Source organism: Streptomyces sp. NPDC006923 (genome assembly GCF_040635655.1).
Classification (GTDB): Bacteria; Actinomycetota; Actinomycetes; order Streptomycetales; family Streptomycetaceae; genus Streptomyces.
This window is the reverse complement of sequence record NZ_JBEYIF010000002.1, coordinates 331,411-349,712: the sequence shown is the minus strand read 5'-3', so window position 1 is coordinate 349,712 and position 18,302 is coordinate 331,411. Positions and strand designations below refer to the sequence as shown.

The window sequence follows — 18,302 nt, the reverse complement described above, 5'->3', positions numbered from 1 at the left end:
ACGCGTCCCGGCCTTTTCGGCGGCCCGCGCTCGTCCTCCGCGGCGGAGCCACGGTGGTGCGGCGGGTTCCTCCGGCACCCATCGCTCTCCGCTTCGGGTGGAGTCGCTTGCCACGCACGTCGAATCTTCTCCATTCTTCTCCATCGGAAGAGCTCCATGTCCACTCAAGCGATGCCCACCGGCCCCTCGGACGGCCCCGTTCTCCGCCTCCACGACGACCCGGCGGCCACCCTGGAAGCCGCTTCGTGGGCGCTGGCCGCCATGATCGGCACCATGCGCGACGCGTTGACCTCACCCCTTGCCCAGGTGCTGGCCGCAGACCCGCAGCGCACCGCCGTCCTGGAGGCCGCCGGACTGGTACGCAGGGACGGGGACGACCTTGTTCCCCACCCGGCGCTGGTCCCTGCCGACGAGCCGACGGCGCGCAGTGCGGTGGAGGCCCGGCTGAGCTCGCTGCGGCAGGCTCTGTCGGCCGCGACGCACGACGAGACCAGCGCCGAAGGCGGCTGGGCGGGCCAGTCCGACGAGGTCCTGCTCAGCCAGGGGCGCGCCTCGGCCGCGACCGGCCGGGCGCTCGCCACCAAGGTCGTCCCGCGGCTGTCCGGTCTCGCCGAACGGCTGGGCCGCGACGGCGGTCGCGTCCTCGATGTCGGGACCGGTGTGGCGGCCCTGGCCCTCGCCCTGGCGGGAGAGTTCCCCCATGCCGAGATCGTGGGCATCGACATCCTGGATCGGGCACTGGACCTGGCCCGGAAAGAGCTGGCGTCGGCGCCCGCCGGCGCCGACCGGGTGTCCCTGCGCCGACTGGATGTCGCCGAGGTCTCCGACCGGTCCCGCTACGACCTGATCTGGCTGCCGGCGCCGTTCGTCGCGGAATCGACGCTGACGGTGGCTCTTCCCCGGCTGATCGATGCCCTGCGACCGGGCGGGTGGCTTGTGGCGGGGACCAACCCGGCCCCCGCCCAGCCGTTGCGGCAGGCCGTCGGGCGGTGGAACGCCGTCCGGAGCGGAGGCAATTCCTTCGACACGGACCATATGGCGGCGACGCTGACGGACGCGGGCATGGAGGACGTGCGGCGCTTCCCGACCGTCCCCGGTGGCCCCGTGCTCGTCGCGGCCCGCCGCACTGGCTGACTGGTCCTCGTGCCTCGTACCTGTCCAGGGGTACGGGGCACGGCACGGTGAGGGGGGCGGTCGATCCGCGCCGCCACATCCTGCCGGGGCCGGGTCAGATGGCGGTGGCACCGCCGTCGGCCGCGAGGTTGGCGCCGGTGACGAAACTGGAGCGGGCCGAGGCGAGGAAGAGAATGGACTCGGCGATCTCGGCCGGTCCGGCGGTGCGGCGCAGCGGGATGCTTTTGCCGAGTTCGGCGACACCGTCGCCCCATTCGACAACAACGCCGTCGGTGAGGGTCGGACCGGGAGCCACCGAGTTGACACGGACGCCGCTGGGGCTGAATTCGGCCGCCCAGGTGCGGGTGAACGAGGCCAGGGCCGCCTTGGTCGCGCTGTAGACGGAAGCCCCCGGGACACCCATCACGGCGGCCATGGTGGAGACATTGACAATGCTTCCCGCGCCCTTGGCGAGCATCGCCGGGGCGAGCGCCGCGGTGAGGAAGAACGTGCCGCGGACATTCGTGTCGAACAGCCTCTGGAAGGTCTCGACATCCTGGTCGACGGTGGTCGCGACGGGGAACAGCGAGGCGTTGTTGACCAGGATGTCGACGGGCCCGGCGTCCTCGGCGAGCCTTCTGACATCTTCGAGGTCACCCAGGTCCGCCGCGGCGAACCGCGCCGAGCCAGGACCGTCCGCGAGTTCGGCGACAGCCTTCGCGCCGCGCTCGGGGTTCCGGCCCGCGATGACGACAGACGCGCCCTCACGGACGAACAGCCTGGCGGTCTCCAGACCAATACCGGCGGTGCCACCGGTGATGAGTGCGACCTGATCCTTGAGTTCCATGATGTGTTCCTTCAGTAGCGTGGCCGAGGCCGCACATATTTTTCAGAGTGCTCGATCGGTGGGATATTGGTGGGAAGTCGGTGGGATTTCGATATGCCGCGTACCGCTCGCTTTGTGGGCGGGCATCACTGGAGCGGTCGGAAGTGCCGGTCCACCGTCGAGACACAGAAAAGGTGGCCGCGTGGTCGCGTTTCATCATGTGTGCTTCCATAAGGGCTGCCCCATAATCCCTGACGGGCGTGGGGGAGCCGGGCGCCCGACGCCCGTAGTTCCATTGGAACACGGCGGAAGCCCCTGAACCTCTCCACGGGACGTCCGATTCCTTATACCCTCTGCAAGCTGCGCTTCTGGGTGGATCGTGATGTGCTGCTCGTGCCCCGGCGCCCCGAACCGTCGGTCTTTTTTGCGAGAGGTATTCATTTCTTTCGCTGAATCCGGGTGCCGGTGGAATGCGTGGGGATCGAATTTCTCCCGCCCGGCGTCGGGCATGACGTTTCCGGTGCTTCGCGGGAGGCGGGCGTATACGCGGACATCGGCGCCTGCGAGATGCTGCCGGGGCTTTTGGGGAAGGACGGCGCCGGTCGCGGGGTCCACCGGTGGCATCGGGCGGTCAATACCCGGAGATCGGCACGTCATCGCTGGGGCGCGACATCCGATTCCGGCGACCGGCCGGGGATCCTGACCGCGCTGATCCATGAGGCCGGCCCACCCGCGTCCGCCACGACCGGGTGGGCCGGCTCGCTGGTCAGCCTCGGTGGTCACTCGACCCGCTGAGATGTTCAGGACCCGGAGCGGACGACACAGACACCGGGCGCCGGAGCGGACGACACAGACACCGGGCGGGCCGCTCCGGTCGGAGTCGGCCGCCGGTGCCGGTGCCGCGGCCGGCTCACAAGGCCCGACAGGCTCAGGGAATGCGCACGGTCACGGACTCATGGGGCTTCAGGGAGATCTTCTTGCGGAAGTCACCGGCGTGCAGCTCCGTCGTCGTCCCGCCCACGCTGCGAATGGTCGCCAGCTTGGCCTTTCCGTCGCGCCAGGACAGGTCCACCTCGAAGCCGCCGCGGGCACCGACTCCGGTCACCGATCCCTTGTCGGCCCAGGCGGCGGGGAGAGCGGGCAGGAGTTCGATCACTCCCGGCCGGGAGTAGAGGATCATCTCCAGAGCGGCGGTGGCGCCACCCAGGTTCGCGTCGATCTGGAAGATCGTGTAACTGCCCTGGCTGTACATGTCGAACCAGTTGGCTGAGGTGCCGTTCCCGTTGTTCATCGACGGCCGCAGGATGGTCAGATAGAGCTGGTACGCCTTCTCGGCCTCCTTCAGACGGGACCAGCACAGGGACCGCCACGCGCACGCCCAGCCGTAACTGTCCATGCCCCGTGCGGTGAGCAGCGCGCGGACGCCTTCGAGCAGCGCGGCCGGACTGGTGTCGGCGGCGATCCTGTCGCCGGGATAGAAGCCGATCAGCGGAGACAGGTGCCGGTGCGTGGTCTCGCCGAGGTTGTCCGGGCTCATCCACTCTTCGAGCCACCCGGTCTTGGGGCTGACCCGGGGCAGGTAGAGCTTGGCCTGTGTCGCGGCGAGCGCGGAGGCCAGCTCCGCGTCCCGGCCGAGCACGCGGGAGGCGGTCGTGAATTCTTCGAAGAGTTCCCACGCCAGTTCCTGCGCGTAGGTGATGCCCTTGCTGTCTCCTCCGTGCTCCGGTGACCAGGCGGTGTCGTCGATGAGCACCTCGCGGGTCGTCCCGTCCGGGTCGGTGACCGTCGTGGGGATCAGGCGCGCCTGCCAGAATTCGGCCGCGCCCTTGAGGACGGGGTAGATGAGCTCCAGGTACGAGCGGTCCTGGCTGTACTCGTAGTGGCGCCAGAGCGAGTTGCAGAGCCAGGCGTTGCCGGACGGGTGCCACACCCAGCCGCTGCCGCCGTGGATGTTGGTGGAGAACGCGATCGCCCAGCCGGCGATCTTCCCCGAACTGTTGCGGAAGCGGTTGTGCTCGTTGTTGAACAGTCTCTTGGTGACATCGGTCCAGACAGGGAGCTGCGACACGCAGTACGTGGCCAGGGCCAGGGAGTTGGCGCCCAGGCCCGCCGGGTCGGCCAGCCAGTAGTTCATCTGGATGTTGATGTCGGTGTGGTAATCCGCGTACCAGTCCGGTTCGTTGTTGTGCACCCAGATCCCCTGGAGGTTCATGGGGAGCCAGTCGCGCGAGCCGGTGATGGTCAGGTACCGGCCGTACTGGACGTAGACGGCCTCCAGCTCCGGGTCCGGCGTGGAGCTGTCGGTGTGCCGGACCGCGATGCGTGACCACGAGTCCAGCGACCGCTGCACCTGCGACGACGTGCCCAGGTCGATCGAAAACCGGTTGTAGAGCCGCTGGTAGTCGGCCACATGAGTGCGCAGCAACGTGTCGGCCGGCACCTTCGCGGCGGTGGTCACCTTGGCGCGCGCCACAGCGAGGGGGACCGTGTCCGGATCCCGGTAGTGCTGGGCGGCGTCGGGGCTGTAGTTGGTGCCACCGCACACCGTGATCAGTACCTCGCGGCAGCCGTCGAAGGTTATCTTGCCGCTGTCCACCCTGACCCGGCCACCGGTGCCGACGGCGGTCACCGCGGCGGCGTAGTCCAGGCCGTTGCCCAGCGTCCCGGTGAACGAGAGCTGTGCCCGGTCGCCGGACGTGGTCTCGCCGTGTGTACCGGCGAGCGTGATGCTGCCCGTGTGCGGGCCGTCGCCGCTGAGCCGGATCACGACCACGTCGTCCGGGTGGCTGGCATAGATCTCGCGACGGTGGCGGACGCCACGGAGCCGGTAGGTGGCGGACACCACGCCGTTGCTCAGGTCGAGCTGGCGGCGGTAGTCGGTCAACCGGTCGCCCGAGTGGCCGGGCAGCGCGACACGGAGCTTGGCCAGCAGTCCGAAGCTTCCGAAGTCGTCCTTGCCGTAGGGCAATTGCCCGTCCTCGGTCACGGTGTCGTTGGTGCCACCGGTCCAGAACGCGCCGTCGGTGAGATAGAGGAAGTCGTCCTCCGGGTCGCATCCGACGAGTGCGCCCAGACGGCCGTTGCCCACGGGCAGGGCCTCTTGAATGATGCGCGCCTCAACGGCGGGCGTGCGGTACCAGATTGTGGTGGCCTCGTCCTGGGGGACGATGTCCACGCCGGGCGGGCGGACCGGCGCTGCGTGTGCGGCGAACGGGGGGAGTCCGCCGGTCAGCGCGAGACCGCCGCCGGCGGCACCGGTGAGGCGGAGAAAATCGCGACGCGAGGAAGCGGGCACGACGAGGGATCCCTTCCAGGGGGAGCGCGCAGGATGTCGTCCTCAACTATTACTAATTTTTCGACCGCGTCAACGGTCGGCGCACACAGTCATCCGATCTCTCACGCTCTCCCTTTCGGGTGTGCGCCGTGTTTGCGTCCTTTCAGGCTTTTATGCGGCCTGAATCCTGTCTTGTGTTTCCGTGGGAACGTGTGAGATCGGATGCCTGCTGCTCAAAGCGGCCTGCGCCCGGCCGCCGGTGCGCAGGGCCGGGGGACTGCCGGGCCCTGACCGGCGCGGCTTCTCGTACAACACACAAGCTCGGCACGAAGGCCCCGGGGATGGGTCTGTCGCGTCACGCGATACCGGGACCGACCCCTACTGCTGACGGCGACGGTAGGCGCGGGTCTTGTGCCGGTTGCCGCACACCTCCATCCGGCACCAGCGGCCGCCGCCGTTGCGTGAGGTGTCGTAGAAGGCCCGGCGGCAGTCGGCCGAGGAGCACAGCTTCATCCGCTTCCAGCCACCGCCGGCCACGCTCGTCGCCACCGTCTCGATGATGGCGTCGAGGCCGGCCACGCCACTGGCGGCGGCGATGCGTAGCCGCCCGGACGGGTCCGGTGCCAGGCACAGCGGAAACGCGGCGAGTGCCTGCGCGGCTTTCGCGCTGTCGGTGCCATCGGTGAGCGCTTCTCGCAGGCTGTCGCGCAGGGCAACGGCGGAGGCCAGGTCGGACGGGCGCAGTTCCTGCCCCTCGGTGGCCAGGTCGTGCTCCACGAGCCAGGCGGACAGGGCCTCGACCGAGGTGAGCCGGTCGCCGGGGACGAACTTCTCCCCGTGCCAGCTGAAGGTCCTCTCGTCGAGCGTGTTGAGGAACCGCTCGACCACATCCAGATCCACGACAGCCCCAGTCATGACACCACTGTAACGAAAAGCTGGTGTTGACGACTTCCGACACCGGCTATAGCTTTCAGTGGTGTCGATCTCACAGAAGACCCCACAGACAAGTCCCGGCCCCCTGTTGGCGGTGCCCGACGCGGACCTCGACGAGCTACGAACCCGACTGCGCGGGACGAGGTGGGCGAAGCCGTGGCCGGTCGCCGGATGGGAGGCGGGCACCGACGGCGAGGAGTTGAGGCGCCTGGTCGACTACTGGGCCTCCGGCTACGACTGGCGCAGGCACGAGGCCGCCATCAACGCGCTGCCGTCCCGGTTCGCCGACATCGACGGCACACTCCTGCACTACCTGCGCTTCGACGCCGAGTGCGAGGGAGCCCTGCCCATCGTCCTGACCAATGGCTGGCCGAGCACGTTCTACGAGCTGGTCGAGCTGGCACGAAGGCTCTCGACGCCCTCGCGGTACGGCGGTGACCCGGGGGACGCCTTCACGGTCATCGTGCCGTCCCTCCCCGGATTCACCTTCTCCCCCCAGCTCCCGACCCTGGACCAGACGCTTCCCACACACGAACTCTGGCACCGGCTCATGCGAGACGAACTCGGCTTCGCCCGTTACGGCGCCCACGGCGGCGATCTCGGTGCGGGAATCACCGCCCTGCTGGCCCAGGCCCATCCCGAGTCCGTCGTCGGCATCCACCTGTTGGACGTCGTGAGCACACCGCCCGACGCCGGCGCCGAACTGACCGACGAGGAACGCGCCTACCTGAACGCCTTCGGCGCCTGGGCGCAGGAGGAAGGCGCGTTCGCCCACCAGCAGCGCACCCGCCCGCTCACCCTGGCCCACGGGCTGAGCGACTCCCCCTCGGGCCTGCTCGCCTGGATACTGGAGAAATACCGGGCCTGGAGCGACTGCGACGGAGACCTCGCCACCCGGTTCAGCGACGACTTCCTGCTCACCCAGGCCTCGCTGTACTGGTTCACCAACACGATCTCGACATCATTCGTGCCCTACTACGAACGCGGCCAGGGGCTCGTGCCCAGGCTCGAACGTGTCGAAGTGCCGACCGCGCTCGCCCTGTTCCCCGCCAACCTCGGCGTCGTCGCCCCCCGCAGCTTCGTGGAACGCAAATACCACCTCACCCGGTACACGCACCTGCCGCGCGGCGGACACTTCCCGGCGCACGAAGAACCCGAACTGCTGGCCGACGACATCACCGCCTCTTCCAGCAGACGGTGGGCGCGCGACAGCCCGGGTGAAGGGCCGCGCTCCTGAGGCGCGGCCGGTGGACACCGGCAGGTGTTCCATACTGAAAACAAAACAAGCCCTTATTGTGCTGCTCTGCATTCAAGAAAGTAATAAAACCATGGACAATGAAGTTGTAGGCAAGAGCGGGGAAGCCGAGCAGGCGGTCCCGATATCCGCGGCAACGGGCTCCGGGGCGCGGGAGGCGCCGGCCGACACCCGCGACATGTATATGGTGCACACCATGTTCCGGCGCGAGTTCGCGGCATTGCCGGCGCTGGTGCGCGGTGTAGCGGCCGAAGACGCGGAACGCCGGGCTGTGGTGGCTGATCACATCAGCTTCCTGTCCGGTGTGCTGGAGGCTCATCACCGCGCTGAAGACATTCACTTGTGGCCCAAACTCCTGAACCGCGGGACCGAGGAGATCGCTCCCCTCGTCCAGGTGATGGAGGGGCACCACGAACGGATCGAAGATCTCGTGACCCAGGTGGCCGCGGCGCTGGCCGGGTGGCGTGAGCGTGCGACGACGGAGCAGGCTGAAGCGCTGGCGCGTGTTCTGCGACGCCTGGCCGAAGTGCTCTACGAGCACATGGCCCTGGAGGAGCAGAGCATCCTGCCGCTGGCGGAGAAATATGTAACGGCTGCGGAATGGCGTGCCATGGCAGGCACCAGCGGCGCGGGCCTGCCACCGGACAAAAAGCCACTGGTCTTCGGCATGACCTTGTACGAAGCTGACCCCGAGGTGATCGAGAACACCCTCTCGTCGCTGCCGTCGGAGGTACGCACCCTGTTGCAGGAGCAGGGGGCCCATGATTTCGCGATGTATTCCGAACGTGTTCACGGGACTTCCGCTCCCCGCCGCAGCGCCCCGCTGGGACCCTGGGACTGACAGACGCGTCCGGACTATTTCCCGCCCGGACCATTACCCGCCCGGACCGTGCGGCGCAGGGGCGCCGTTCGCGAACTGATCAACCTTGCACGAAACGGAGAACACGGTGCGCATCGGATTCACGCTCCCGCAGATCGGAGATCTGGCTCATTACCCGCGCGAGGTCGCGCGATTCGCTCAACAGGCCGAGCAACTGGGCGCGGACAGCCTGTGGGTGGGCGACCGACTGCTGGCCCCGGTCAACCCGACCGTGGGATACGGCGGCGGTGACACCATCCCTGCCGCCTTCCACGCGGTCCTGGACCCGTTCGTCCTCCTGTCGATCGCGGCGGTCTCCACCGAGCGTGTCCAGATCGGTACGAACGTCCTCAACGCCCCCTGGTATCCGCCGGCTCTGCTGGCCCGCTCCCTGACCAGTATCGACCTGGTCAGCGGCGGCAGACTGGTCCTGGGGTTCGGGGTGGGCTGGTCGCCGGAGGAATACGTCGCCGCCGGCGTTCCCATGGCGGAGCGCGGCGCACGTCTGGACGAGTGCCTGGACGCCCTGGACGCCTACTGGTCTCAGAATCCGGTCGAATACCGGGGCAGGCACTGGACCGTTCCGGCGACGTACGCGGACCTCAAGCCCGTACAGCGTCCCCGGCCGCCGATCTATCTGGGCGGATACTCCCCGGCGGCGATGGGCCGGGCGGCCCGGCGCGCGGACGGCTGGCTGCCGGTGGTGAGGCCGGGGTACGGCACACCCTGGGAGTTCAACGCCGCCCAGATCAACGGCCCGGTCGACCAGCTCAGGAGCAGGGCGGTGGAACACGGCCGGGACCCCTCCCAACTCGACCTCGTCCTTCGCGTCTACCCGACCGAGGAAGCCACCGTGGACCAGATCGTCGATGCCCTCACCGGCGCGGAGCGGCACACCCCCGTGGAGCACGCGTTTGTCGACCTCATGGAAGTCGCCCAGGATATCGACCACGCGCTCGAATTGGCCAGCCTTGTCCTGAATCGCTCGCGAAACACCTGACCGATCCGGCCGGGTATCACCCACCTCTGGGTGTTCCACTCGCTGAAACTCTTCGTATGCCCGCTGTGGCCGGAGGGTGGCAATGTCCTGCCGCAGGCCAGGGGCGCGAAGCCGTGGCAGGGGCAACCCGCGCCGAAGGACGGGTTCCACGCGTCCCGGCGGGAGAGCCGGTTGCCACCCTCGCCGCATGGCCGGGGCACTCGTCGCCGACCATCACCTGGACAAGGCGCCCCCTTCATGCCGGAGGCGGGGAGGAGGGGGCGCGGGGCGGTCGATAGTCTTCTGGGCGAGCAGGAGGGGGTTGCCCCTGGCGCGACTCCCCGGATTCTCCCCGGGAACCGTCCCGAGCGCCCGTCATCCGGGCCGGTGCCCGTCAACAGCGAAGTGAGAGGCCCTGTGTTCACTACCCGCCCCACGCTCCAGGGCACGTTCGGCATGGTGTCCTCCACCCACTGGCTGGCCTCGCAGTCCGCGATGGCCGTCCTGGAGGACAACGGCAACGCCTATGACGCCGCGGTCGCCGCCGGTTTTGTGCTGCATGTCGTCGAACCGCACCTCAACGGCCCCGGCGGCGAGGTGCCGATCATCCTCGCGCCCGCCGGAGGCGACGTCACCGTGCTCTGCGGGCAGGGCCCGGCGCCCGAGGGCGCGACCATAGCCCACTACCGCTCGCTGGGCCTCGAACTGGTCCCCGGCACCGGCCCGCTGGCCGCCGCCGTACCCGGCGCGTTCGACGCCTGGATGGTGCTGCTGCGCGATCACGGCACCAAGACTCTGGCCGAGGTCCTGCGCTATGCCATCGGCTACGCCGAGGACGGCCACGCGCCCGTCGAGCGGATCGGGCAGACCGTGGAGACCGTCCGCGAACTCTTCGAGACGGAGTGGACCTCGTCCGCCGACGTCTATCTCCGCGACGGCAAGGCACCGGTGCCCGGAGAGCTGTTCCGCAACCCGGCGCTCGCCGCGACCTGGCGCCGTCTGATCACCGAGGCCGAGGCGGCGGGCGAGGACCGGGTGACCCAGATCGAGGCCGCCCGCGCCGTGTGGCGCGAGGGCTTTATCGCCGAGGCCGTCCTCCGGCAGTCGGCGCGACCCACCATGGACACCAGCGGCTCCCACCACACCGGCACGCTGACCGCCGCCGACCTCGCCGGCTGGTCCGCGACGTACGAGGCGCCCGCCACCTACGACTGGGACGGCTGGACCCTCTGCAAGGCGGGCCCCTGGAGCCAGGGCCCCGCCTTCCTCCAGCAGCTCGCCCTGCTGCCGCGCGACCCGGCCGAGCTGCCCGAGTACGGCTCCGCGGAGTACGTCCATCTGCTGGTCGAGGGCTCCAAGCTGGCCATGGCCGACCGGGAAGCCTGGTACGGCGACGCCGCCGACGTCCCCCTCGCCGCGCTGCTCTCGGAGCCCTACAACACCGCGCGCCGCGCGCTCATCGGTGACAAGGCGTCGTACGAACTGCGCCCCGGCAGCCCCGAGGGACGCGAGCCCGTCCTCAGCGGCCACGCCGGCGCCGTCGCCGCGGGCGACCCCGGCTTCGACGTGCTGGGCGTGCCCGGCGCGGGCGAGCCGACCGTGGCCAGGGACGGCGCCACCCGCGGCGACACCTGCCACCTCGACATAGTCGACCGCTGGGGCAACATGATCGCCGCCACCCCGAGCGGCGGCTGGCTCCAGTCCAATCCGGTCGTGCCCGAGCTGGGCTTTCCGCTGGGCACCCGGCTGCAGATGGCCTGGCTCGACGACGGCCTGCCGAACTCCCTCACCCCCGGCCGTCGGCCCCGGACGACTCTCACCCCGTCCCTGGCCCTGCGCGACGGAGTGCCGGTCCTCGCGTTCGGTACGCCCGGCGGCGACCAGCAGGACCAGTGGCAGCTCCACTTCTTCCTGGCGCTCGCCCTGCGGGCCCCGGTCCGTGGCGGCCTCGACCTCCAGGGCGCCATCGACGCGCCCAACTGGCACAACGACAGCTTCCCCGGCTCCTTCTTCCCGCGCGGGATGCGGCCGGGCAGCGTGACCGTGGAGGCGCGTGTCGCCCCGGACGTCATCGAGGAACTGCGCCGCCGGGGCCATGACGTGACCGTCGGTGACGCCTGGTCGGAGGGGCGGCTGTGCGCGGTCGCCAGGGATCCGGAGACCGGCGTCCTGTCGGCCGCGGCCAACCCGAGGGGCATGCAGGGTTACGCCGTCGGCCGCTGACCGTCGGCCGACGTGTCCCCACCTGTCCTCCGGCCCGTCACCGCGGCGTGGTTGGCTGGACGCATGATCGATGACGCCCTGTACGAAACGGTTCCCCTGCCGGGGACGGCCCATGGACCGAGCGTGGCCGCCGTCGAGGCGGCGGTCCGCGCCGCAGCCGCCGCCGAGATCATGCCGCGCCACCGGCAGCTCGCCGCGCACGAGATCGTCGAGAAGAGCGGTCCGCACGATCTGGTGACCACCGCGGACCGGCGCGCCGAGGAGCATCTGACCGCCGCCCTCACCGCGCTGCTGCCCGGTTCCGTGGTGGTCGGCGAGGAGGCGGTGCACGCGGACCCCGCGGTGTACGGCGCGCTGCGCGGCGACGCGCCGGTGTGGATCGTCGACCCGGTCGACGGCACCCGGCAGTTCGTCCGCGGCGAGGCGGGCTTCTGTACGCTCGTCGCCCTCGCCCAGGGCGGCGAGGTGCTGGCGTCCTGGACCTATGCGCCGGCCCTGGACGAGATGGCCATCGCGGTACGGGGCGGCGGGGCCTGGCTCAACGGCGTCCGGCTGCGCTCCGGCGCGCCCGCGCCCGGAGCGGCGCTGGCGGTCGCCATGTCGCACCCGGACTACACCACGGACGAGCAGAAGCGAGCGCTGCTCGGCCTGCGAGCCGAGGGCGTGGAAGCCCGCGCCTGCGGAGCGGCGGGACTCGAATATCTGGATGTCGCGCGCGGCGCGCTCGACGCGGTGGCCTTCAACTGGGAGCTGGCCTGGGACCACGCGGCGGGTCTGCTGCTGGTGACGGAGGCGGGCGGCGCCCAGACGACACTCACGGGCGAGCCGTACCGCATCACGGGGGACAACGCCCTTCCGTTCACCGCCGCCAGGGACGAGGCGACGGCCCGGCGGGTGCGGGAGCGACTGCTGGCCGGGGCCTGAGCGGGCGCGTCCGCGGCGGCGCCCGGGGCCGGCTGCCCGCCGTCGCGGACCGTACCGGCGCTCGGGCTGTCCGTGCCCAGGAATATCCTGAGCCCTCTGGCCATCGGCTGACAAAGGAGTCCGAAGGTGACGTCGTTGCTCGATGCCGTCGTCGTGGGGGCGGGACCCAACGGGCTGACCGCCGCGGTCGAGCTCGCCCGGCGCGGCTTCTCCGTGGCCGTGTTCGAGGCCCGGGACACCGTGGGCGGAGGCGCCAGGACGGAAGAGCTGACGCTCCCCGGATTCCGGCACGACCCCTGCTCCGCGGTGCACCCGCTGGGCGTCGGCTCGCCCGTCTTCAAGACGATGCCCCTCGACCGGTACGGCCTGGACTGGCTCCATCCCGAACTGCCGATGGCACACCCCTTCGACGACGGCACGGCCGCCGTGCTGTCCCGCTCGGTCGCCGAGACGGCCGCGTCGTTCGGCGCGCGCGACGCCGGGGCGTACCGCCGGCTGGTCGCCCCGTTCCTGGGCAAGTGGGACACCCTCGCGCGGGACTTCATGTCCCTGCCGCTCACCGCGCTGCCACGGGACCCCGTCACCCTCGCCCGCTTCGGACTCGTCGGGCTGCCCCCCTCGACCTGGCTGACGCGCCGCTTCCGCGACGAGCGGGCGCGGGCCGTGTTCGCGGGTCTTGTCGCCCATGTCATCGCTCCGCTCAGCGGTCTCGCCACCGGCGCCGTGGGCCTGCTCTTCGCGCTCGCCGCGCACGAGGGCGGCTGGCCGCTGCCGCGCGGCGGCTCCCAGTCGCTCTCCGACGCCCTGACCGCGTATCTCCAGGACCTCGGGGGCACGGTCCACACCGGATTCGAGGTCAAGCGCCTGGACGACCTGCCTCCCGCGCGCGCCTATGTCTTCGACACCTCACCGACCGCGCTCGCCCGCATCGCGGGCCTGGGCCGGGCGTACGACGGCTACCGCTACGGGGCGAGCGTCTTCAAGATCGACTACGCGCTGGACGGCCCGGTGCCCTGGACGGCCGGGGAACCACGGCGGGCCGGCACCGTCCAGATCGGCCCCACCAGCGGGGACATCGGTACCGCGCTGCGCCGGGTCGCCGCCGGGCAGCCGCCCGAGACACCGTTCCTGATCACCGCCCAGCCCAGCCTGGTGGACCCGTCGCGCGCCCCCGAGGGCAAACACGTCTTCTGGGCCTACGGCCATGTCCCGAACGGCTGGGACGGCGACCTCACGGAGGCGATCGAGCGGCAGATCGAGCGCTTCGCGCCCGGCTTCCGCGACCGGGTGCTGGCCCGGGCCACGGCGGGACCGCCCGAGCTGGCGACCCGGAACGCCAACTACGTGGGCGGAGACATCGCCTGTGGCGCCGCCTCGGGGCTTCAGCTCCTGCTGCGTCCCAAGACCTCGCTCTTCCCCTACACCACTGCCCATCCGGCCGTCTTCCTCTGCTCCTCCGCGACCCCGCCGGGACCGGGGGTGCACGGGATGTCGGGGCACAACGCGGCGAAGGCCGTGTGGCGAAGGCTGCGCGGGGTCTGAGCCGGCACCGCGGGGCCCGGCGTGAGCGGGCCCGGCGGAAGCGGGCCGGCGGGAGAGCGCGCGGGCCGGAACGCCATGTCGTTTTCCTGCCAGCTCCGGTGCTTCCGGTGGCCGATGCTTGACCCATGCACGCCCCCATGCACACCGACACCGAGCGCTGCGTACGGGCCGTCAGGTCCAAGGACGCACGGTTCGACGGCTGGTTCTTCACGGCCGTGCTGACCACGCGCATCTACTGCCGCCCGAGCTGTCCGGTCGTGCCGCCCAAGGCCGAGAACATGACGTTCTATCCGAGCGCGGCCGCCTGCCAGCAGGCCGGGTTCCGCGCCTGCAAGCGGTGCCGTCCCGACACCAGCCCCGGCTCACCGGAGTGGAACGCCCGCGCCGACACCGTCGCCCGGGCCATGCGGCTCATCCAGGACGGGGTCGTCGACCGCGAGGGCGTTCCCGGCCTCGCCCGGCGCCTCGGCTACTCGGACCGGCAGATCGAGCGCCAGCTCCTGGCCGAGCTGGGCGCGGGCCCGCTCGCCCTGGCCCGCGCCCAGCGGGCGCAGACAGCACGCGTACTCATCGAGACCACCGCGCTGCCGATGGCCGAGGTCGCCTTCGCGGCGGGCTTCTCCTCGATCCGGTCGTTCAACAACACCGTCCGTGAGGTCTTCGCGCTCTCACCGAGCGAGCTGCGCTCCCGGAGCGCGCGCGGCGGACGCGGGGCGGAGCGGTCCGGCGCCCCGGGGGTGATCTCGCTGCGGCTGCCGTTCCGCGCGCCCCTCAACCCGGACAATCTCTTCGGCCATCTCGCCGCGACCGCGGTCCCCGGCGTCGAGGAGTGGCGGGACGGCGCGTACCGGCGCACGCTCACTCTGCCGTACGGGCACGGCATCGTCGCCCTCGGTCCGCGCCCCGACCACATCGCCTGCCGGCTCTCCCTCACCGACCCCCGCGATCTCACCCTCGCCATCAGTAGCTGCCGCCGCATGCTCGATCTGGACGCCGATCCGGTCGCCGTGGACGAGCAGCTCCGCGCGGACCCGTCGCTGGCGCCGCTCGTCGACAAGGCACCGGGCCGGCGTGTGCCCCGTACCGCCGACGCCGCGGAGTTCGCCGTACGGGCCGTCCTCGGCCAGCAGGTCTCCACGGCGGCGGCCCGGACGCACGCGGGCCGGCTGGTCGTCGCGCACGGGGAACCGGTCGACGATCCCGAGGGCGGACTCACTCATCTCTTCCCGCGCCCGGAGGCACTCGCCGGGCTCGACCCGGAGGCCCTGGCGCTGCCGCGCAGCCGCCGTACCACCCTCACCACGCTTGTCGCGGCACTCGCCGACGGCTCCCTCCGGCTCGGGGCCGACAGCGACTGGGACCGGGCGCGGGCCCAGCTCGGCGCGCTGCCCGGGTTCGGGCCGTGGACGGTCGAGGTGATCGCGATGCGCGCGCTCGGCGATCCGGACGCGTTCCTGCCCACCGATCTCGGTGTGCGCCGCGCGGCGCGGTCGCTCGGTCTGCCGTCCACTCCGGCCGCGCTCACCGCGCGCGCCTCCGCCTGGCGGCCCTGGCGCGCGTACGCCGTGCAGTATCTGTGGGCCACCGACGACCACGCCATCAACAGCCTTCCCGAGTAAGGAAATCCGCAGTGTTCAGACAGCACACCGTGATCGACAGCCCCTATGGGCCGCTGACCCTGGTGGCCACGGACGGGGTACTGAGCGGCCTCTACATGGTCGACCAGCGCCACCGCCCGGGGCAGGAGACCTTCGGAGACCCGGACAGCCGGCCGTTCGGTGAGGTCCGCGGGCAGCTCGGCGCGTACTTCGAAGGCGAGCTGTCGGAGTTCGATCTGCCGCTGCGGCTGGACGGTACTCCGTTCCAGCGGGCCGTCTGGGAGCAGCTCCGGGAGATCCCGTACGGCGAGACGCGTTCGTACGGCGAACTCGCCCTGGCCCTCGGGAAGCCCGGTGCCTCGCGGGCGGTCGGGCTGGCCAACGGCAAGAACCCGATCGGCATCATCGTGCCCTGCCACCGGGTCATCGGCTCGACCGGCGGCCTCACCGGTTATGGCGGCGGGCTCGACCGCAAGCAGCGGCTGCTGGTCTTCGAGGGCGCGGCGGCCGAGGCGCCGCCCGTCGCCACGCTTTTCTGACCGTGCGGGCCGCGGCCGCCGCGACGGCCCCGGCCGCGCGGGGTCAGTTCCGGTGGTACCGCTTCAGCAGCGCCGGGAGCGCCGTGCCGATGGGTTCGCGGACGATCTCGTCGGCCCGGTCGTCGTAGGGCGTCGGCTCGGCGTTGACCACGATGAGCCGCGCCCCGTGATCGGCGGCGAGGCCCGCCAGCGCGGCGGCCGGCTGCACCTGGAGGGTCGTGCCGACCGCGATGAACACCTCGCACGCCTTGGTGATCGCCAGCGCGGCGGCCAGCACCTCGGGGTCGAGCCGCTCGCCGAACATCACCGTCGCCGACTTGAGGATCCCGCCGCACACTCGGCATCGCGGGTCGTCCTCGCCCGCCGCGACCCGGTCCAGCGCCTCTTTCATGGAGGACCGCGCACGGCACCGGGTGCACGCGATCGCCCGCGCCGTGCCGTGCAGTTCGAGAACCTTACGGGCCGGCATCCCGGCGAGCTGATGAAGTCCGTCGACATTCTGGGTGATCACCCGGACCGCCGTCCCGGACCGCTCCAGCTCCGTCACCGCCTCGTGCGCGGCGTTGGGCCGGGCGCGCAGGGTCCGGCTCTCGCCGCGCATGCGCCACGAGCGGCGGCGGATGTCCGCGTCCGTCATGTACGAGTCGTAGGTGACGAGCTTCTCGGCCCCCGGGTCGCGCCGCCAGAGACCGTTCGGCCCGCGGTAGTCGGGGATGCCGGAGTCCGTGGATATCCCGGCGCCGCTCAGGATCGCGACGAGAGTCATGCCGCGAGCGTACGCAGCGGCGCCGGGAGCGGCGAACGGATTACGGCTTACGGCCCGCGGAAGCGGCGGAGACCTGGGCGAAGGGGTTCGGCGTGAGACCCGTCCAGCGGTGCAGGACCGCGCGCCCGCTCTGCCGGGTGGTCCCGCCCTGCTGGGCGGTGCCGGTCCTGGCGACGTAGAAGCGGCCGTCGTCGAGCGAGATCAGCCCGTACTGCCCGCCCGACTGCCAGCCGTACAGGCCCGTCGCCTTGTCGTTCAGCCCGCGGGGGAGGAGCGGCAGCAGCGAGCCGCGCTCCGAACGCCCCTGGCCGCGGATGACGCCCCGGACGGGGCGCTTCGAGCCGTCGAGGACGAAGAGGGAGTAGTTGGGGAACTGCGTCTTGGTGCCCCGGTACACGGCCAGCAGCCAGTTGCGGCTGTGCGCGTCGTATTCCAGGTTCTGCACGCCGTAGGTGGTGTTGCCGGTGTACGCGAAGTATTTGCCGTCGGGGGAGGCGGGGCCGCTCCGGTGCGCGGTGTTCCGGGACAGCGGCCGTTCGTACTTCTTCCACTGCCGCACGTCGTACTGGAGCAGGACCTGGTGGTCGTTGTCGCGGCGGGTGGCGTTGGCGTAGGTCCCGTAGGCGACGGTGAGTTTCTGGCCGCCCTTCCGGTCGAACGAGGGGCCGAACGCGACGCCGTCGATGCCGCTGCATCCGTAGCGGTGGTCGGGGGTGTTCGCGGTGTCGCCGTCGAAGACGCCGTCGCGGTTCACGTCGGCGGAGTAGTCCTTGCCGACCTCCTTGAGATGAACGGCCGAGACCACCCCCGCCGACTCGGCGGGCATATTCATCCGGGTGATGCGGGCCCCGTTGAAGATCGCGACGTAGAACGCCTTGGCCGCCTTGTGTTCGAGGGAGCCGTAGACCCTGCCGTCCTGTTCGTTGAAGTCCAGGTCACCGAGGTGGCCGGGGACACCGGTGACGGAGCCGATGGGTTTGCCGCGCAGATCCGTCTTCACGAGCAGGTCCGTGAAGGAGAAGTACATATGGCCCTTGCGGCGGTCGACAGCCATGCCCTGGAGATGTCCGGACCGCCAGGCGCCGCCGTCGACAGTCGTCGGCGCCGTCGGCAGCGACCGGCCGGCGGCGCCCTCGGCGTGAGCGGCACCACCGCCGGCCACGACGGCTAACGATGTGATCAGGGACGCCAGTCGTACGCGAGTCCGATTTCGCATATTTCCTCCAAAGTCTGGGACCTTTGGATGATGTCAGGCAACGGTCCGTGGCGGAACCAATACGGAATGAATACGTTGAACAGACCGTATCGACCGTTAACTCGGCTTATATGACTGTAAGTTGTTAACCTCCGCCGACACGCGTTGTGCGTGTCGTGCGGGCGCCCGCTCGGCCGGCGGACACGAGGCTGATCGGCATGACCAGGGTGGTGAATCCGCCCTGGTCGGCGGAGCGCACACGACCGGCCGGGGACG

General features: G+C 70.7%; 14 protein-coding genes. 9 read left to right on the top strand and 5 right to left on the bottom strand.

Annotated features, from left to right (window positions below; all coding sequences use genetic code 11):
• Positions 1 to 156 precede the first annotated feature (156 nt).
• The gene (locus ABZ707_RS04825) at positions 157 to 1,134 is read left to right on the top strand and encodes a class I SAM-dependent methyltransferase (protein WP_360167783.1); all 978 of its coding nucleotides are present in this window, start codon (positions 157 to 159) and stop codon (positions 1,132 to 1,134) included.
• A 94-nt stretch (positions 1,135 to 1,228) separates the two neighbouring features.
• On the opposite strand, the gene ABZ707_RS04820 is transcribed toward ABZ707_RS04825, so the two are convergent.
• The 3 genes from ABZ707_RS04820 to ABZ707_RS04810 form a co-directional block, all read right to left on the bottom strand.
• Positions 1,229 to 1,960 carry an SDR family oxidoreductase gene (locus ABZ707_RS04820; RefSeq protein ID WP_360167780.1) on the bottom strand — a complete coding sequence of 244 codons (732 nt, stop codon included), beginning with the start codon at positions 1,958 to 1,960 and terminating at the stop codon, positions 1,229 to 1,231.
• 907 nt (positions 1,961 to 2,867) lie between these two features.
• Complete coding sequence (locus ABZ707_RS04815) at positions 2,868 to 5,234, bottom strand: glycoside hydrolase N-terminal domain-containing protein (protein WP_360167777.1); 2,367 nt, start codon at positions 5,232 to 5,234, stop codon at positions 2,868 to 2,870.
• Between the two features lie 357 nt (positions 5,235 to 5,591).
• On the bottom strand, positions 5,592 to 6,128 hold the full coding sequence (locus ABZ707_RS04810) for a CGNR zinc finger domain-containing protein (RefSeq protein WP_360167774.1): 537 nt from the start codon (positions 6,126 to 6,128) through the stop codon (positions 5,592 to 5,594).
• A 112-nt stretch (positions 6,129 to 6,240) separates the two neighbouring features.
• Here ABZ707_RS04810 and ABZ707_RS04805 point away from each other — a divergent pair, with 112 nt between their 5' ends.
• The 8 genes from ABZ707_RS04805 to ABZ707_RS04770 all read left to right on the top strand — a co-directional run bounded on the left by ABZ707_RS04805 (position 6,241) and on the right by ABZ707_RS04770 (position 16,065).
• A complete protein-coding gene (locus ABZ707_RS04805) occupies positions 6,241 to 7,383 on the top strand; it encodes an epoxide hydrolase (RefSeq protein ID WP_360167771.1) in 1,143 nt (380 codons plus the stop codon).
• Between the two features lie 10 nt (positions 7,384 to 7,393).
• Complete coding sequence (locus tag ABZ707_RS04800; protein WP_360167768.1) at positions 7,394 to 8,242, top strand: hemerythrin domain-containing protein; 849 nt, start codon at positions 7,394 to 7,396, stop codon at positions 8,240 to 8,242.
• A gap of 106 nt (positions 8,243 to 8,348) precedes the next feature.
• Positions 8,349 to 9,260 (top strand): TIGR03619 family F420-dependent LLM class oxidoreductase, encoded by a 912-nt coding sequence (locus tag ABZ707_RS04795; protein ID WP_360167765.1) that lies wholly within the window; start codon positions 8,349 to 8,351, stop codon positions 9,258 to 9,260.
• Positions 9,261 to 9,656: 396 nt separating this feature from the next.
• Positions 9,657 to 11,462, top strand: a complete 1,806-nt coding sequence (locus tag ABZ707_RS04790) for a gamma-glutamyltransferase (RefSeq protein ID WP_360167762.1) — start codon at positions 9,657 to 9,659, stop codon at positions 11,460 to 11,462.
• A 63-nt stretch (positions 11,463 to 11,525) separates the two neighbouring features.
• Positions 11,526 to 12,386, top strand: a complete 861-nt coding sequence (locus ABZ707_RS04785) for an inositol monophosphatase family protein (RefSeq protein WP_360167759.1) — start codon at positions 11,526 to 11,528, stop codon at positions 12,384 to 12,386.
• Positions 12,387 to 12,512: 126 nt separating this feature from the next.
• Positions 12,513 to 13,928 (top strand): NAD(P)/FAD-dependent oxidoreductase, encoded by a 1,416-nt coding sequence (locus ABZ707_RS04780; RefSeq protein WP_360167756.1) that lies wholly within the window; start codon positions 12,513 to 12,515, stop codon positions 13,926 to 13,928.
• A 137-nt stretch (positions 13,929 to 14,065) separates the two neighbouring features.
• Positions 14,066 to 15,547: an AlkA N-terminal domain-containing protein gene (locus ABZ707_RS04775; RefSeq protein ID WP_360168432.1), complete on the top strand. Its 1,482-nt coding sequence runs from the start codon at positions 14,066 to 14,068 to the stop codon at positions 15,545 to 15,547.
• Between the two features lie 11 nt (positions 15,548 to 15,558).
• On the top strand, positions 15,559 to 16,065 hold the full coding sequence (locus tag ABZ707_RS04770; RefSeq protein ID WP_360167753.1) for a methylated-DNA--[protein]-cysteine S-methyltransferase: 507 nt from the start codon (positions 15,559 to 15,561) through the stop codon (positions 16,063 to 16,065).
• 43 nt (positions 16,066 to 16,108) lie between these two features.
• Here ABZ707_RS04770 and ABZ707_RS04765 read toward each other — a convergent pair whose 3' ends face one another.
• Positions 16,109 to 16,831 carry a Sir2 family NAD-dependent protein deacetylase gene (locus ABZ707_RS04765; protein ID WP_360167750.1) on the bottom strand — a complete coding sequence of 241 codons (723 nt, stop codon included), beginning with the start codon at positions 16,829 to 16,831 and terminating at the stop codon, positions 16,109 to 16,111.
• Positions 16,832 to 16,871: 40 nt separating this feature from the next.
• The gene (locus tag ABZ707_RS04760; protein ID WP_360167747.1) at positions 16,872 to 18,047 is read right to left on the bottom strand and encodes a hypothetical protein; all 1,176 of its coding nucleotides are present in this window, start codon (positions 18,045 to 18,047) and stop codon (positions 16,872 to 16,874) included.
• Positions 18,048 to 18,302 lie beyond the last annotated feature (255 nt).